18 protein-coding genes are annotated in these 15040 nt (G+C 61.4%); 9 read left to right on the plus strand and 9 right to left on the minus strand.

Annotation, left to right across the window (positions count from 1 at the left end):
- Window positions 1-44 precede the first annotated feature (44 nt).
- Window positions 45-410, plus strand: a complete 366-nt coding sequence (locus KKQ10_RS15320; protein WP_215501575.1) for a 5-carboxymethyl-2-hydroxymuconate Delta-isomerase — start codon at window positions 45-47, stop codon at window positions 408-410.
- Between the two features lie 3 nt (window positions 411-413).
- Here the strand turns inward: KKQ10_RS15320 and KKQ10_RS15325 are convergent, their stop codons facing one another.
- On the minus strand, window positions 414-1349 hold the full coding sequence (locus KKQ10_RS15325; protein WP_215501576.1) for a LysR family transcriptional regulator: 936 nt from the start codon (window positions 1347-1349) through the stop codon (window positions 414-416).
- Window positions 1350-1548: 199 nt separating this feature from the next.
- Window positions 1549-2730 carry a cyanate transporter gene (locus KKQ10_RS15330; RefSeq protein WP_215501577.1) on the minus strand — a complete coding sequence of 394 codons (1182 nt, stop codon included), beginning with the start codon at window positions 2728-2730 and terminating at the stop codon, window positions 1549-1551.
- A 386-nt stretch (window positions 2731-3116) separates the two neighbouring features.
- Between KKQ10_RS15330 and rnd the strand changes: the two genes are divergently transcribed.
- The 3 genes from rnd to KKQ10_RS15345 all read left to right on the plus strand — a co-directional run bounded on the left by rnd (window position 3117) and on the right by KKQ10_RS15345 (window position 5591).
- Window positions 3117-4250, plus strand: a complete 1134-nt coding sequence (gene rnd / locus KKQ10_RS15335) for a ribonuclease D (RefSeq protein ID WP_215501578.1) — start codon at window positions 3117-3119, stop codon at window positions 4248-4250.
- Window positions 4247-4540 carry a YcgL domain-containing protein gene (locus tag KKQ10_RS15340; RefSeq protein WP_047598109.1) on the plus strand — a complete coding sequence of 98 codons (294 nt, stop codon included), beginning with the start codon at window positions 4247-4249 and terminating at the stop codon, window positions 4538-4540. Before rnd ends, KKQ10_RS15340 begins: the two co-directional genes overlap by 4 nt.
- Window positions 4541-4658: 118 nt before the next feature.
- Entirely contained in the window at window positions 4659-5591 is a 933-nt protein-coding gene (locus KKQ10_RS15345) for a D-2-hydroxyacid dehydrogenase (RefSeq protein WP_215501579.1), read from the plus strand.
- Between the two features lie 81 nt (window positions 5592-5672).
- Here the strand turns inward: KKQ10_RS15345 and KKQ10_RS15350 are convergent, their stop codons facing one another.
- Window positions 5673-6266 (minus strand): nitroreductase family protein, encoded by a 594-nt coding sequence (locus KKQ10_RS15350; RefSeq protein WP_127649764.1) that lies wholly within the window; start codon window positions 6264-6266, stop codon window positions 5673-5675.
- A gap of 164 nt (window positions 6267-6430) precedes the next feature.
- Between KKQ10_RS15350 and KKQ10_RS15355 the strand changes: the two genes are divergently transcribed.
- Entirely contained in the window at window positions 6431-6880 is a 450-nt protein-coding gene (locus KKQ10_RS15355; protein WP_003222605.1) for a YcgN family cysteine cluster protein, read from the plus strand.
- A 35-nt stretch (window positions 6881-6915) separates the two neighbouring features.
- A complete protein-coding gene (locus KKQ10_RS15360) occupies window positions 6916-8145 on the plus strand; it encodes a hypothetical protein (RefSeq protein WP_215501580.1) in 1230 nt (409 codons plus the stop codon).
- 95 nt (window positions 8146-8240) lie between these two features.
- On the opposite strand, the gene KKQ10_RS15365 is transcribed toward KKQ10_RS15360, so the two are convergent.
- The 4 genes from KKQ10_RS15365 to KKQ10_RS15380 all read right to left on the minus strand — a co-directional run bounded on the left by KKQ10_RS15365 (window position 8241) and on the right by KKQ10_RS15380 (window position 10411).
- Window positions 8241-8618, minus strand: a complete 378-nt coding sequence (locus KKQ10_RS15365) for a YgaP family membrane protein (RefSeq protein WP_215501581.1) — start codon at window positions 8616-8618, stop codon at window positions 8241-8243.
- An 82-nt stretch (window positions 8619-8700) separates the two neighbouring features.
- Window positions 8701-9171, minus strand: a complete 471-nt coding sequence (locus KKQ10_RS15370) for an RNA methyltransferase (RefSeq protein WP_007911337.1) — start codon at window positions 9169-9171, stop codon at window positions 8701-8703.
- A gap of 131 nt (window positions 9172-9302) precedes the next feature.
- A complete protein-coding gene (locus tag KKQ10_RS15375; RefSeq protein WP_064586446.1) occupies window positions 9303-9674 on the minus strand; it encodes a YajD family HNH nuclease in 372 nt (123 codons plus the stop codon).
- Window positions 9675-9724: 50 nt separating this feature from the next.
- Window positions 9725-10411, minus strand: a complete 687-nt coding sequence (locus tag KKQ10_RS15380) for a spermidine synthase (protein WP_047598150.1) — start codon at window positions 10409-10411, stop codon at window positions 9725-9727.
- Window positions 10412-10491: 80 nt separating this feature from the next.
- Between KKQ10_RS15380 and KKQ10_RS15385 the strand changes: the two genes are divergently transcribed.
- Entirely contained in the window at window positions 10492-10776 is a 285-nt protein-coding gene (locus KKQ10_RS15385) for a hypothetical protein (protein ID WP_127649767.1), read from the plus strand.
- Here the strand turns inward: KKQ10_RS15385 and KKQ10_RS15390 are convergent.
- Together KKQ10_RS15390 and KKQ10_RS15395 are read right to left on the minus strand one after the other, a co-directional pair.
- Complete coding sequence (locus KKQ10_RS15390; RefSeq protein WP_215501582.1) at window positions 10773-11246, minus strand: cyclic nucleotide-binding domain-containing protein; 474 nt, start codon at window positions 11244-11246, stop codon at window positions 10773-10775. The genes KKQ10_RS15385 and KKQ10_RS15390 overlap by 4 nt on opposite strands.
- Window positions 11247-11460: 214 nt before the next feature.
- Window positions 11461-13515, minus strand: a complete 2055-nt coding sequence (locus KKQ10_RS15395) for a S9 family peptidase (RefSeq protein WP_215501583.1) — start codon at window positions 13513-13515, stop codon at window positions 11461-11463.
- Between the two features lie 226 nt (window positions 13516-13741).
- Here KKQ10_RS15395 and KKQ10_RS15400 point away from each other — a divergent pair, with 226 nt between their 5' ends.
- Together KKQ10_RS15400 and KKQ10_RS15405 are read left to right on the plus strand one after the other, a co-directional pair.
- Window positions 13742-14239 (plus strand): hypothetical protein, encoded by a 498-nt coding sequence (locus KKQ10_RS15400; protein ID WP_064586450.1) that lies wholly within the window; start codon window positions 13742-13744, stop codon window positions 14237-14239.
- 16 nt (window positions 14240-14255) lie between these two features.
- The gene (locus KKQ10_RS15405; RefSeq protein WP_007969599.1) at window positions 14256-15032 is read left to right on the plus strand and encodes a class II glutamine amidotransferase; all 777 of its coding nucleotides are present in this window, start codon (window positions 14256-14258) and stop codon (window positions 15030-15032) included.
- Window positions 15033-15040: the final 8 nt, after the last annotated feature.

Genomic DNA, 15040 nt, shown 5'->3' on the forward strand with positions numbered 1-15040 from the left:
GTGGTATATGTACGACCTTTCTGCCGACCGACTGGAGCACTGCCATGCCACACCTGCACATGGAATACACCGCCAACTTGCCGCAGTTGAACGCCGATGTGGCGTTGATCCGGCTCAACAACACGCTGGTGGCTTCCGGTCAGTTCGCAGCGGAGTTCGATATCAAGAGCCGGGCGGTGAAGATCGAGAGCTTCAAGGTCGGTACCGGTATGGGCGAGCGCGCCTTTGTCCACGTGAAGCTCGCGCTGCTCAGCGGTCGTTCGCCACAGATCAAGAAGCAGCTCTCGGAGAGTCTGCTGGCGGTGTTGCAGGATCTGTGCGAATGGCCGAGCGGGGTTGAAGTGCAGTTGTGCGTTGAGTTGCTCGATATCGACCGCGATTCCTACACCAAAACTGCCATCGGCGTGTAGGACTCAGGCCGCTTCCAGCTCACTGCACACCTTGATCACCTGTTCGCGCAGCCAGACGTTGGCGCTGTCCTGATCGGCGGCCTGGCTCCACTGCATGTCGAGGGTAAACCCTGGCAGGCCGTTCGGCGCCTCGCAGTGATTGAACACCGCTTCATTGGTCAGCAGGCGCTGGATACGCCGGGGCAGGGTGAGGATGAAGTCAGTGCCGGTGATCATCTTCAACGCCGCACTGTAGCTGTTGGAGCGCGCGACGATCTGCCGTTTCTGCGCCTGACGCGCCAGCCAGCCGTCGACCATGTTGGTGGTGGAAGTCCACGGTGTCGGGAACACGTGCCGTCGTTCGGTGAAGGCCTGCAGACTCAGGCGCGGTTCCAGCGGTGTGGCGCGTTTGTCGAAGACACAGACCAGATCGTCCTCCAGCAACATCCGCGACTTGAGGTCAGTGTGGCTGCGGTGGAAGTTGGGGCCGAAGCCGATCACCAGATCGAGGCTGCCGTCGCGCAGTTCGTCGGCGGGCACGTCGGTCTCGAACTTGTGCATGTTGACCATCACCGGCAAATCGTCGAAGTCGAAACGCTTCAACAGACGCGGCAACACCAGTTGCTCGAAATATTCCGGGGCACAGATATTGAAGGTCACCGCTTGCCGGGTCGGATCGAACGTCGGGGCGCCGGCGTGGCACAGGTTGATGCTTTCGAGGATCTTTTGCACGTGGCCGTACATGGTGCCGGCCTTGTAGGTGGGGCGCATGCCGGTGCGAGTGTTGATGAACAGTTCATCTTCGAAACTGGTGCGCAATTTTTTCAGGCAATAGCTGACGGTGGACTGGCTGACGCACAGCGTTTCCGAGACGTCGGTGACGCTGCTCTGCTCATACACGGCGATAAATACCATGAGGTCCTGCATGTCGAGCTTTCGAAGCAAGTTACTGTTCAGCATCCGTTCCGTCTCGCTGTGCTCCTTGCGCTGAATCCGCGCAAACGTGTGCGCATGATCGTAACGGAACGATGGTGCCAGGACAAAGCCCTGTAGGACGTTTCAATGTCAGTTGTGGGACAGAAAGTTTTAGTAACACGACGTCGCCAGACAAACCGCAGAAAGATGGCAAGAAGCCTCTAGCCAGCGAGGCTTTTCGGCCTCAATGAATGTGTCGGGCGTACTGCCGGGGATCGAAGCGCAGCACCATCAGCAGCATCACGATCATCACTGCGGTCAGCGACCACCACGCCCATTCGAAGCTGCCGAGGCGGTCGCGGAGGATGCCGGCCAACAGCGGCGAAAGCCCGGCGATCAAATAGCCGATGCCTTGCACGAACGCGGTCAGGCCACCGGCGCGCTGCGGGTTGTCGAGGTGATCGAGCGAGACGATCAGACTCATCGGAAACAGTCCGCCAATGCCCAGTCCCAGCAGGCACGGCCACAGCAGGCTCAGGTGTTGCGGGCTGAGGATCAGTCCACAGAAGCCGCCAATGATCAGCAGCAGCAACGCCGCCAGAACCACGCGTCGATCACGGCTGCGGTTGGCGATGGCCGGTGTCAGCAGCCCGGAAATCACCTCCATGGCCGTCAGAAAACCCAACAGCAGGCCGGCGTGTTGTTCGCTCCAGCCTTGCTCCACGTAATACGGCGCCAGCCAGGCGAGTACGCAGGTGTAGGACGCTGTACCCAGACCGAAGAAGACAGCGAGTAACCACGCGCGGGAATTGCCGAAGAACGATTGTTTTCCTACTGGCGTGTTCTGCCTGGATGACGTGGTCGGTTGTGTCCACCAGACCAGCAACGCGAGCAAGGCCAGCACCGCCCAGATTGCCAGCCCGATGCGCCAGCTGCCGGTCTGCACCCTCACCAGTGGCGCAAACGAGGCGGCCAGTGCGGCGCCGCCCATGATCGAGGTCACATACAAACCCATGCACAGCGCCACGCTGTCGGGAAAGCGTGACTTGATCAGCGCTGGCATCAACGCCTGAACCAAGGCGATGCCCATCCCCGCCAGTACCGCGCTGCCAATCAACTGCGCCGCCGAATCGAGCCACAGCCGCGACAGTGTCGCCAGCCCGATAATCAACAGCGACAGGATCACCGTGCGCTGCTCGCCCAGACGCCGACTGATGCCGACGCCGAAAAACATTGCCAGCCCCATTGCCATCACCGGCAGCATGGTCAGCAGCGAAGCCAAGCTGAAACTCAGGGGAATGTCGCCGCGTATGGCCGACAGCAAGGGGCCGACCGCGGCCATCGACGGGCGCAGATTGAGCGCGACGAGCATGATGCCGAGCATCAGCCAGACAGCGGGGCGAGCGGTGGCGCGAACGTTTTCCATCGGCAGACTCTGGATTGCGGAGGCTGTCGATTAGGCGGTGCGCCGCATGTATCGGCAAATCAGATTTCCCGAGTACTATTTAAAAACTAAATATGACTCTCCCCGTGTAGGAGCTGCCGAAGGCTGCGATCTTTTGATTTTGTTTTTCAAGATCAAGATCAAGATCAAGATCAAGATCAAGATCAAGATCAAGATCAAGATCAAGATCAACAGATCGCAGCCTGCGGCAGCTCCTACAGGGGGAGGTTCGTATTCCTCTTGCTGACCACGCTGTAAGACTATTCTTTCTGCCTGGCAGGACATTTCGTTACAGCTCTGGCCCAGCGCAGGCGCGTAAAACACCAGCGGCGATATATACTGCGCGCCATTCTTCAAGGGAGAGCCGTGTGGCCATCGATATTCACTGGATTCGCGACAACGAAAGCCTCGCGCAGTTTTGCGCCGAGTGGCAGCAGCTGCCGTTCGTTGCCCTCGACACCGAATTCATGCGGGTCGACACCTTCTACCCGATTGCCGGCCTGTTGCAGGTCGGCGACGGCAAACGCGCCTACCTGATCGATCCGCTGACCATCGACGCCTGGCAACCGCTGGCGGCATTGCTGGAAAACCCGGCGGTGCTCAAAGTCCTGCACGCCTGCAGCGAAGACCTCGAGGTACTGATGCGCCTGACCGGCAGCCTGCCGGCACCGCTGTTCGACACGCAACTGGCGGCGGCCTACCTGAACCTCGGGTTCTCGATGGGCTATTCGCGACTGGTGCAGGAAGTGCTCGGCATTGAACTGCCCAAGGGCGAAACCCGTTCCGACTGGTTACAGCGCCCGCTGTCCGACACGCAGATCAGCTACGCCGCTGAAGATGCGGTGCATCTGGCGGAAGTTTTCGTACAACTGCGGCCGAAACTGTCCGACGACAAGTTCGCCTGGGTGCTGGAGGACGGCGCCGAACTGGTGGCCAACCTGCGCCGCGAGACCGATCCGTACGAGGTCTATCGCGAGGCCAAACTGGCGTGGAAACTGTCCCGTGCGCAACTCGCGGTATTGCGTGAGCTGTGCGCCTGGCGCGAGCGTGAAGCCCGCGCGCGCAATCTGCCGCGCAACCGCATCGTCCGTGAGCACTCGCTGTGGCCGCTGGCCCGCACGCAACCGGACAACCTCGTGGCGCTGGGCAAAATCGAAGACATGCACCCACGTACCGTGCGTCAGGACGGCCAATTTCTGCTTGATCTGATCAAGCGCTCTGGCAGTGTGGGGCCTGATCAATGGCCGCCGGCGGTGCCGGAGCCCTTGCCGGTCGAAGCCGCCGCGCTGATCAAGCAACTGCGCGCCCTCGGTCAGGTCGAAGCCGAACGCCTGGGCATCGCGCCGGAACTGATGCTGCGCAAGAAAACCCTCGAAGCCCTGGTCAAAAGCGGCTTCCCCGAGGGGCCTTATCAATTGCCTGAGTCGCTGCGTGGCTGGCGCCGCGAACTCATGGGCCAGAAGCTGCTCGACAGCCTGGCCACCGCCGGAGAACAGCCTTGAAACGTATTTGTTCCATTTACCAAAGCTCCAAGCGAAGCGGGATGTACCTTTATGTGCTCAAGAGCGATGCTCTGGAGCGCGTGCCGGAACCGCTGATGTTGGCGTTCGGCAAGCCGAAACATTCTTTCGATCTGGTCCTGTCGCCTGAGCGCAAGCTGGCCAGCGAGGACATCGTCGTAGTCTTGGAAAACCTCGACAAGCAGGGCTATCACCTGCAGATGCCGCCGGCCGAGGACGAGTACATCGAACACCTGCCCGAAGAGTTGCTGCGACGCAACGACCCGGTCTGATCTGCGAGGCCCTGTTCTGGGCCTCTTGCCACCCTGGAACTGATTTTACGGCGACGACCGCCACGAAGGAGCGCGACTCCTTCGGCGGTTGCCTGCACGGTTTGCGAAAGGTTTGAAGATGCGCGTTCTGATTGCTGAACACGACCACGCGGTGTACGCCCGGCTGCTGCGTCAGGCGGCCCCCGAACTTGAAGTACTGACCAGTGGCGACTCCGCCGAACTGGCCCGTCAGGCTGCCGATTGCCCGGTGTGGCTGGGCCAGCCGGATCTGCTGGCGACGCTGTTGCGTCAGGGCCATCAACCGCAATGGCTGCAATCGACCTGGGCCGGCATCACGCCGCTGCTCGCCGACGGCTTGCGCCGCGATTATCGCCTGACTCGCGCGGTGGGGATCTTCGGTCAGGTGATGGCCGAATACGTCCTGACCTACATGCTCGGTCACGAGCGTGAAGTGCTGGCGCGTCTGGTCAGCCAGGTCGAGCGCAAGTGGGACAACCGCACCGGTCAGAGTCTGGTCGGGCGCAAGGTGTTGATCGTCGGCACCGGTGACATTGGCCAAAGCGTGGCGCAGTTCCTGCTGCCGTTCGGCGTCGAGTTGTACGGCATCGCCAGCAGCGCACGCGAGCAGGCACCGTTCGTTGAAGTCGGTGCGATGGCGGATCTGCCACGGCTGGTGGGCGAGGTCGATTACGTGGTCAACCTGCTGCCGAACACCGCGCACACTCACGATATCTACGACGCGGCGCTGTTCAAGCAATTCAAGCCGACCGGGCTGTTCATCAACGTCGGCCGCGGCGTGGCGGTGGTCGATGCCGATCTGGTGGAAGCCTTGAAGGAAGGACATCTGGCGGGCGCGGTGATCGACGTCTGCCGTCAGGAGCCGTTGCCGCAACGCCATCCGTTCTGGACCGCCTGGGGCCTGCTGCTGACCGGGCACAGCTCGGCACCGACATCGCCGGCGTTGATGGTGCAGTTGTTCGTCGAAAACCTGAAGGCGTATCAGGCCGGTGAAGCGCTGCGCGGGGAAGTGGATTTCAACCGCGGATATTGAGGTGTAATCAAAAGATCGCAGCCTTCGGCAGCTCCTACAGGGACCAATGTAGGCGCTGCCGAAGGCTGCGATCTTTTGCTTTTAGAGGGTGAAGCTGCCTTCGGCCACCAGCTCGCTCAGCGGACGACGCGGGCTTGGTTCTTCACGGGCCTGCAGGTACTCGGCCAGCGTTGCCTTGTCACCAAGCTTGCCGACAGCGACGGCCGCGTGCAGCGCATAACCTTCAGGGATATTCAGCTCTTTGCGGGTCAGCTCCTGATCGAAGCCGGCCATGCCGTGGGTGTGCCAGCCGCTGATGCTCGCTTGCAGCGCCAGGTGGCCCCACGCCGAACCGGTGTCGAAGGTGTGCCACAGCGCCGGGGTCTCTTCGCTGGCGCCGGGTGCGGTGAAGGTGGTTTTCGAAATCACGATCACCAGCGCCGAGGCGTGTTGCGCCCAGCTGCGGTTGAACTCATTCAGCAAACCTAGAAAACGCTCCCAGTTCGGCGTGTCGCGACGCGCATAGAGGAAGCGCCACGGCTGCGAGTTGTAGGCCGATGGTGCCCAGCGCGCAGCTTCGAAAAAGCTCAGCAGGGTTTCTTCCGGGATCGCTTCGCCAGTGAAGGCGCGGGGCGACCAGCGATCGGTGAATTGCGGGTGAATGGCGTAATCGGCAACGCGAGGGTTGGCACTCATCGAAGTTTCCTTGCTGTGTTTGAGTCATGAATTCGTGGCAAAACCCTACTGGGCGGCGATTCGGCTGACAAGCGGGATTTACCGACAGTCGCCAGCGCTTGGCCCGCAAGGCCTGGGGCACTAGACTGGCGGCCTTTTCACCACCTGATGTTGATGCTTGAGCCATGGCCGCCAAAGTCGAACCGTTCTGGAAACGCAAAACCCTCGATCAACTGGATCACGAGGAATGGGAATCGCTGTGCGACGGCTGCGGTCTGTGCTGCCTGCAGAAACTCGAAGATGAAGAAGACAACAGCGTCTATTACACGCGCATCGCCTGCAAACTGCTGGACCTGAAAACCTGCCAGTGCAGCGACTACCCGAACCGCATCAAGTTTGTCCCGGACTGCATCCAGCTCACTCCGGGCCAGGCCGAAGAATTCAAATGGCTGCCGCCGACCTGCGGTTACCGACTGGTCAGCGAAGGCAAGGATCTGCCGTTGTGGCACCACCTGGTGTGCGGCGACCGTGACGCCGTGCACCACGAACGGATTTCCCAGTCCGGACGCATGCTCGCCGAAGGCAGCGTGCCGGAGGATGACTGGGAAGATCACCTGATTTTCCGGGCCGGTTAAACGCCCGCAGATTCACGTTTCACCCAGGAGTGTGTATGGCTGTGGGATTGCGGCGGGCGCTGGGCGTTGGGCTGCTGGCGTTGAGTGCGCCAGTGTGGGCGGCAAAGAAAGTCGATCTGGACTACCACGTGCGTCTGTTGCCGCAAAGCGATCAGGCCGAGGTGCGTCTGACCCTGGCCAAAGGCGAAGCGGTGCGCAGCCTCGACTTTGACCTTGGCGATGGCAGCCACTACAGCGACTTCAAGGCCGACGGCCAGTGGCAGTTGACCCCGGGCAAACGGGCTCGGGGTCTGTGGCGGCCGACGGGCGACAAAGCCAGCCTGACCTACCGCGTCAGCGTCAGCCACGGGCGCAAGAGCGGCAGCTTCGACACGCGCATGACCCCGAGCTGGGCACTGCTGCGCGGCGATGATCTGGTGCCGCCGGCCAAGCTCGATCAGCAGGATGGCGTTGAGCTGGTGTCACGTCTGCAATTCGAACTGCCCAACGGCTGGAAAAGCATCGAAACCGCCTGGCCGCGCATCGGCAAGAACACATTCCGCATCGACAACCCTTCACGCCTGTTCGACCGCCCGACCGGCTGGATGCTCGCCGGCCATCTCGGCAGTCGTCGCACGCGTCTGGGCGAAACCGAAGTCACCGTGGCCTCGCCGCAAGGCCAGGGCATGCGTCGTATGGATGTGCTGACCTTGCTGACATTCGTCTGGCCGCAGGTGCAAGCGGTCTATCCCCGGCATCCGAAAAAGCTGTTGATCGTCGGCGCCAATGACCCGATGTGGCGCGGCAGCCTCGGTGCGCACGAGTCGATCTACTTGAACACGCGCCTGCCGCTGGTCAGCGAGAGCGGCAGCAGTGCGCTGGTGCGCGAACTGGCGCAGGTGTTCGGGCGGATCAACGACGAGCAGCGCAGCGACTGGATCAGCGAAGGGTTTGCCGAGTACTACGCGATCGAACTGGTGCGCCGCGCCGGCGGCATGAGCGATGAACGCTATCAGGCGTTGCAGGCAAAGTTGACCAGGGACAGTCAGAAAGTCACGACCTTGCGCGGCGAGCAGATCAGCCCGGCGCAGCTTTCAAAAGCGGTGATTGTGTTGCAGGAACTGGACCACGAGATTCGCCTGAAGACGCGCAACAAGCGCTCGCTGGATGATGTGTTGCGCGGGGCGATGCATTTGGGGACAGTGGATACCAAGGAATTTGTGCAACTGGCCGAGAGTGTTCTTGGCGAGTCCTCCAAAGTCCTTGATACCGCGTTATTACAGTAAAGATCAAAAGATCGCAGCCTTCGGCAGCTCCTACATGTGAAATGCGTTTTCCCTGTAGGAGCTGCCGAAGGCTGCGATCTTTTGCTTTTAAACCATCAAACCCCGGCTTTCGGCGACTTCACCGAATCATTGCCTGTTACGGTAGCGGTGCGGGTCGCCGCCTCGGCATTGGCTTTCAGCTGGCTCAGCTCTTCACCGGCACGCTCGATTTTCGCCCGCACGTTGTTCATGTCCTGACGGCTTTTTTCCAGCAGGCTTTTCACTGAGCTGTGCCCGGTGATGCCTCGGGCCATCGCCACACCGCCAATCGCCACCTGAACCAGACCGAAGACGCCGCCACGGCGCAAGCCCTTGCCGACCATGATCACGCCACCGGCCAGCGAGCCGATGCGTTCCCAGCCCTGCACGTTCTGCTGCGAAGGGCTTTGGAACGGGGTGGATTCGATACGTTGGACACGTTTGAGTTCGGTCATGATCTGTCTCCCAGGCAATGTGCAATAGATAGATAAGCTGACTGCCGGGGCGGCCAGCTTGTTCCATCGGATGTACGACGTTTCAGCGGAATTTCGGCCCCGAGCGGGTGTTCAGACCCTTGGCCATGCGGTCGTAGAGCACGACGTTGACGGTGGCGGCGAGGTTCATGCAGCCGGTGGTCGGGATGTAGACCACGTCTTCGCACCAGTCGCGGATCTCTTTATCCAGCGAGCCGTCTTCCGGGCCGAAGATGTACAGCGCACGGTCCGGGTGAGTGTATTCAGGCAACGGGCGGGCGCCTTCGACCAGTTCCACAGCAACCGGGACGCAGTTGAGCGGGAGGATCTTTTTCAGGTCGTCGATGCCGATGAGCGGGATGTCGTAGTGCACGCGCTTGGTGTCGGTGACGAAATCGGCGGCGCGTTCATAACGCTTGCCGGTGTAGAACACCGACGCGACGCCGTAACAGCCTGCGGCGCGCATCACCGAACCGACGTTCTCCGGTGACTTGGGGTTGTACAAACCAATGCAGCTGTAACGTTTGTCTGCCACGAGCGGGGTGCCTTCGGGAAAAAGGAGGCGATTATACGGGGATAAGATCAAAAGATCGCAGCCTTCGGCAGCTCCTACAGTTGAATGGCGTACACCCTGCAGGAGCTGCCGAAGGCTGCGATCTTTTGCTTTTAATCTTCTTTTTTCATGAGCCCGGCGAGGGCCGCAAACGGATTATGCGTCGCCTTGGCAATCTTCGGCGTGCTCAGCGAGCCGTCGTCGAAGTATTGCTGGTCGGTGTAGCGCGAGTGTTCGTTGTCGTGGCAGTACAGGCACAACAGCTCCCAGTTCGAGCCGTCCTGCGGGTTGTTGTCGTGGTTGTGATCGCGGTGGTGCACGGTCAGTTCGCTCAGGCGCTTGCCGGAGAACTCACGGGCGCAGCGGCCACACACGTGCGGGTACATTTTCAGGGCCTTGTCGCGGTAGCCCATTTCCTTGTCGCGCTGGTTGTCGGCAAGGATGCGATCGAGCTTCGACGTGTTGGTCGGGGTGGACGAACTCATGGGTTCACCTTTGTAAAAAAGACTAATGACGGTTATGACGCCAGTTTAGCTCAGCCCTTGAGCTTCTCGGCAATCCAGATCGTGTGGCGCGTGCCTTTGTTGCCGTGGGCGAACACCTGGACTTCTTCGGCCTTGAAACCGGCCTTCTTCAATTTGTCGGAAAACTGCCGGTCAGCGCTGGCCGACCACACTGCCAGCACCCCCTTGGGCCGCAGGGCCTTGGCGCAGGCGTTGAGCCCAGCGGCGGAATACAGCCAGCTGTTGGCCTTCTGCGTCAGGCCTTCGGGACCGTTGTCGACGTCGAGCATGATGGCGTCGAAGCCATTCGGCTCGCTTTGCAGCACCTTGGCCACGTCGTCCTGACGGATCACCGTGCGCGGATCGAGCAGCGGCCGACCGGACTTTTCACCCAGCGGCCCACGGTTCCATTCGACGACGCCCGGCACCAGCTCGGCGACCACCACTTCAGCACTCTTGCCCAGATGCTTGAGCGCCGAGGCGAGGGTGAAACCCATGCCCAGACCGCCGATCAGCACCCGCGAATTCGGCCGTCCGGCGACCTTGCGGCAAGGAATCTCGGCCAGCGCATCTTCGGAACCGTGCATGCGCGTGTTCATCAATTGCCCGCCGTCGCCGCCCTGGATCTTGATGACGAAATCCTCGCCATACTCGAACAGGCACAGGGCGCCACCGTTATCAGGGATCGGCGTGGTGTCGAGCAGAACGAAACGTTTCATGGAAATCTCTACAAGGGGGAAGGCAAGCTGGCCCGTTGGGAGTAGCCTGAGCGCAGACTAGAGGCCAAACGGAGCCCTTGATGAAGCGCACCATTCTAACGGTCATTGCCCTGGCCGCGCTCTCGATTACTGCAGTGCAGGCGCAGCAGACCATTCCGGTCAGCCCGACGCCACAACCCGGGTCGCCCGGTACCGCAACACCGACGCCGTATCCGCAAATCACCCCGATCAGCGTACCGAAGGCCGGCGCCGGCAGTGGCAGTCCGCCGCTGGTGCCGATCGAAATGCCCAGCCCGCCGAGCAAGGATCAACCGGTGCCGGGCATCGAACCGGGTGGCACCAAGAACAAATCCCCCGGCGGCTAGATCTGCTGCGCCGCCAGTTGACCGTCGGCCATGCGCAGGCGTTTGGAGAGGGAGACGGCGAGGGCGCGGATGATTTTCGCGGCGATCTTCGGCGCGTCGTTGAGCATCTTTTCCAGCGAGTCCTTACCCAGATTGAGCAACTGACAGTTGCTCGCCGCGATGCAGGTGGCTGAGCGCCGTTCGCCGTCAAGCACGGCCATTTCACCGAACGCCCGACCGCTGCGCAGGGTCGCCATGGTGATGACCTGGCCGTCGGCCCCGGTCTTCTGCACGGCGACCTGACCGGTGTGGATGATGCACATGAAACTGCCGGCATCGCCCTCGCGGAAAATCGCTTCGCCTTGCGCCACGGTGCTGATGCTGAAATAGCCCGAGGCCGCGGCAAAGTCCGCCAGTTGCAATTGATCGAACAGGCCACAGTCCATCAGCCAGTCGCGAATTTCGTTGTTCAGTAGAGTGGGTTCTGACATGTCATTGCGGTCTTTTTGTTTTCACTGTTTCAGGCTTAACACGGTTCCTTGTAGGAGCTGCCGCAGGCTCGGGCCGCGATCGGACGATCTTTTGATTTTGATTTTTTGAAAAGCAAGATCAAAAGATCGCAGCCTTCGGCAGCTCCTACAGGGGATCTCGGTGATATCGGCCTCTTGGGTCTGGAATTAAGACCCAAGTGACCGACGGAGTTCCTCAGACGATGCCCAAAACCTTGAACACAAATGCATATTCGAGCGCTACGTCACGTAATCCCTGATAACGCCCGCTCATGCCGCCATGCCCGGCGCCGAGTTCGGTCTTGAGCAGCAGCAGATTATCGTCGGTCTTGGTCGCGCGCAGTTTTGCCACCCACTTGGCCGCTTCCCAGTACTGCACGCGACTGTCGTTGTAGCCGGCGATCACCAGTGTTGCCGGATAATCCTGCGCGGTGACGTTTTCGTACGGCGCGTAGGCTTTGATCCGCTCATAGACGTCCGGCTCTTGCGGGTTGCCCCATTCGTCGTATTCGGTGACGGTCAGCGGCAGCTCCGGGTCGAGCATGGTGTTGAGCACGTCGACGAACGGCACTTCGGCAATCGCCACGCCGAACAGGTCCGGACGCTGATTGAGCACCGCGCCGATCAGCAGGCCACCGGCGCTGCCGCCGCTGATCGCCAGGTTCTCGGCGGTGGTGATGCCATTGAGGATCAGGAATTCGGCGCAGGCAATGAAGTCGCTGAAGGTGTTGGGCTTGTGTTCCTGCTTGCCGGCGCGATACCAGGCTTCGCCCAGCTCGCCGCCGCCACGCACGTGGGCGATGGCGAAGGCCATGCCGCGATCCAGCAGACTCAGGCGTGCATGGGAAAACCATGGGTCGAGGCTGGAGCCGTATGCGCCGTAACCGTAGAGGTACAGCGGCACCGCTTTGCCGACCATTTCGCGTTTCATCACCAGGCTGATCGGCACCTGCGTGCCGTCCGGCGCGGTGGCCCACAGGCGCTGGCTGACGTAGGCGTCGGCGTCGAACGGGCCGAGCACCGGGGTTTCTTTCAGAACGGTTTGCTCGCCGGTGGCCAGCATCAACTGCCGCACCTGTGCCGGACGGTTCAACGCTTCGTAGCGCAGGCGGATGCGGTCGCTCTCGAACTCCAGGCTGTTTTGCACATAGAGGCTGTAGGCCGCGTCCGGCAGTTGCACGCGATACGGCGTCAGGCCTTGCGGGTGAACTTCGATGATCGGCAAACCGCCTTCGCGCAGGCTCAGGGTCATGGCCTCGGCGTTGAGGGTCACGCCGTCGAGCATCACTGTGTCGCTGTGCGGGATCAGGTTCTGCCAGTCGGCTTCGCTCGGCGCGAGCCCGGTATCCGGCGCCTGATACAGGGCGAAGTTGATGCCGTCGCGGTTGGTGCGAATGAACCACGTCCACGCGCCATCGAGCATGCCGTGGTCGACGTCGTATTCGTGATCCTCGACCCGTGGCGCCAGGCAGGTGAAGGGCAGGTGCGGCTGGTGGGCATCCAGCGCCCAGACTTCAGTGGTGGTCTTGCTGCCCAGGGTCAACAGCAATTGCTGCTCGGAACTGGAGCGGTAGCAATGCAGGAAGAAACGCCCGTCCGCCTCGTGGAATACCTCTTCAGCAGCGGTGCCGTCGAGGCGATAGCGAAACAGTTTGTGCGGACGATGAGTGTCGTCGAGCACGCCGAAAAACAGGGTCAGGCTGTCGTTGGCCCAGGTCATGCTGCCGTCGCAGTCTTCGAACTCCAGTTCGCTGACCTTGTCGTTGGCCAGTTCCTTGACGAACAGCGTGTAGATCTCGTCGCCCGAAGCGTCGACGCTGTACGCCAGGCGCTGGTGATCGGGGCTGATGCTGAACGCGCCGAGGGAGAAAAAGCCGCCATTGGCCAGCACGTTCGGGTCGAGCAGCAGTTGCTCGCGGCTCTCGTCGAGGGTCAGGCTGTCGTCAGCCGGACGCGGGCAGCGGTAATGCCGGGCGTATTCGTCGCCAGCGGTGGTGCGTGTGTAATAGAGATACGGGCCCCACGGCGAGGGCAGGGACAGGTCGGTTTCGAGGATCCGGCCCTTGATCTCCTCGAACAGGCTTTCGCGCAGGCCGGCCTGATCGGCGGTCTGTGCTTCCTGATAAGCGTTTTCGGCCTTGAGGTAGTCGAGCACCGCGTCGGTGTCGCGTTCCTGCAGCCAGGCATACGGGTCGGCACCGGCAGCCTTGCGGGCGATCGGGGCACTGATGACGTGGGCGGTTTGGGGCATGGAAGGCTCTCGGACAATGTTCGGAAATGGGTTTTTCGCAGATCTTGAAACCGCTGCGTTCCCCTGTAGGAGCGAGCCTGCTCGCGAAAGCGGTGGGTCAGACAACAATGTTTCAACTGACAGTCCGTATTCGCGAGCAGGCTCACTCCTACAGGTTGTGTGTCTATTGGGACAAGCCTGGCGGGCGAAAAGTCGTTACTATAAGCGCCTCTTTGCCTGCCTTGCCATGGACACCATGACCGAGAACGACTATCTGATCGCCTGGGGCCTCTACGCCTTTGCCGCTGTGGGCTGCCTGTTGGTATGGATGCGCCTGACCCGCTGGATGTGGCGCTGGCTGCGCGAGCCGCTGCGAGTGCTGATGGCAGTGTTGCTGTTCAGCCCGACCATCATTGACCCGGTGAAAGCCAAGGTTGCACCGTCCATCGCCATCACCGCGCTGGATCTGGCCTTCAAGGTCGGCAACAACGCCTGGCGGGCGATTTCCGACCTGTTCATGTACGGCATGATCGCCTTCGGCATCTACCTGATCTTCGTGTTGATCCGCTTCCCGATCGAACGCGCTTCCCGCGCCCGTCGCGAGCAGGCCGAAGCCGCCAAGGCGGCGGCCCGTGCCGATGACCGTGACGACGATCAGCCGTTCGGCGCTGCCGGCGATGACCGCTATGGACGCCCGCCAGTGCCGAATAATCCGCAGCGCATGCGGGTCGAGCCGCGTCTGTAATCCCGAGAGTCCGCACATGTGTGAATTACTGGGCATGAGTGCCAACGTGCCGACCGATATCGTGTTCAGCTTCACCGGCCTGATGCAGCGCGGCGGGCGTACCGGCCCGCACCGCGACGGCTGGGGCATCGCCTTCTATGAAGGTCGCGGCTTGCGCCTGTTTCAGGACCCGGCCGCCAGCAGCGAGTCGGAAGTCGCCAATCTGGTGCAGCGCTATCCGATCAAGAGCGAAGTGGTCATCGGCCATATCCGCCAGGCCAACGTCGGCAAGGTCTGCCTGTCCAACACCCACCCGTTCGTTCGCGAACTGTGGGGTCGCAACTGGTGCTTCGCGCACAACGGCCAGCTCGCCGATTTCACCCCGATCAAGAGTTTCTACCGCCCGGTCGGCGACACCGACAGCGAAGCGGCGTTCTGCGATTTGCTCAACCGCGTGCGTGCAGCCTTCCCGGAACCGGTCGATATAGAAGTGCTGCTGCCGGATCTGGTCGCCGCGTGCGCCGAATACCGCAGCAAAGGCGTGTTCAACTGCCTGCTCAGCGACGGCGACTGGCTGTTCTGCTATTGCTCGACCAAACTGGCACAGATCACCCGGCGCGCACCGTTCGGTCCGGCGCGGCTCAAGGATGTCGATGTGATCGTCGATTTCCAGGCGGAAACCACGCCCAACGATGTGGTCACGGTGATCGCCACCGAGCCTTTGACCGAAAATGAAACCTGGACCCGTTACCAACCGGGCCAATGGAGCCTGTGGCGACGCGGTGAATGCGTCAGCCAGGGCACGACCGAATAAAGGATCTT

Origin of the sequence: Pseudomonas sp. MG-9, assembly GCF_018729515.1 — a bacterium.
GTDB classification, from domain to species: Bacteria; Pseudomonadota; Gammaproteobacteria; order Pseudomonadales; family Pseudomonadaceae; genus Aquipseudomonas; species Aquipseudomonas serboccidentalis.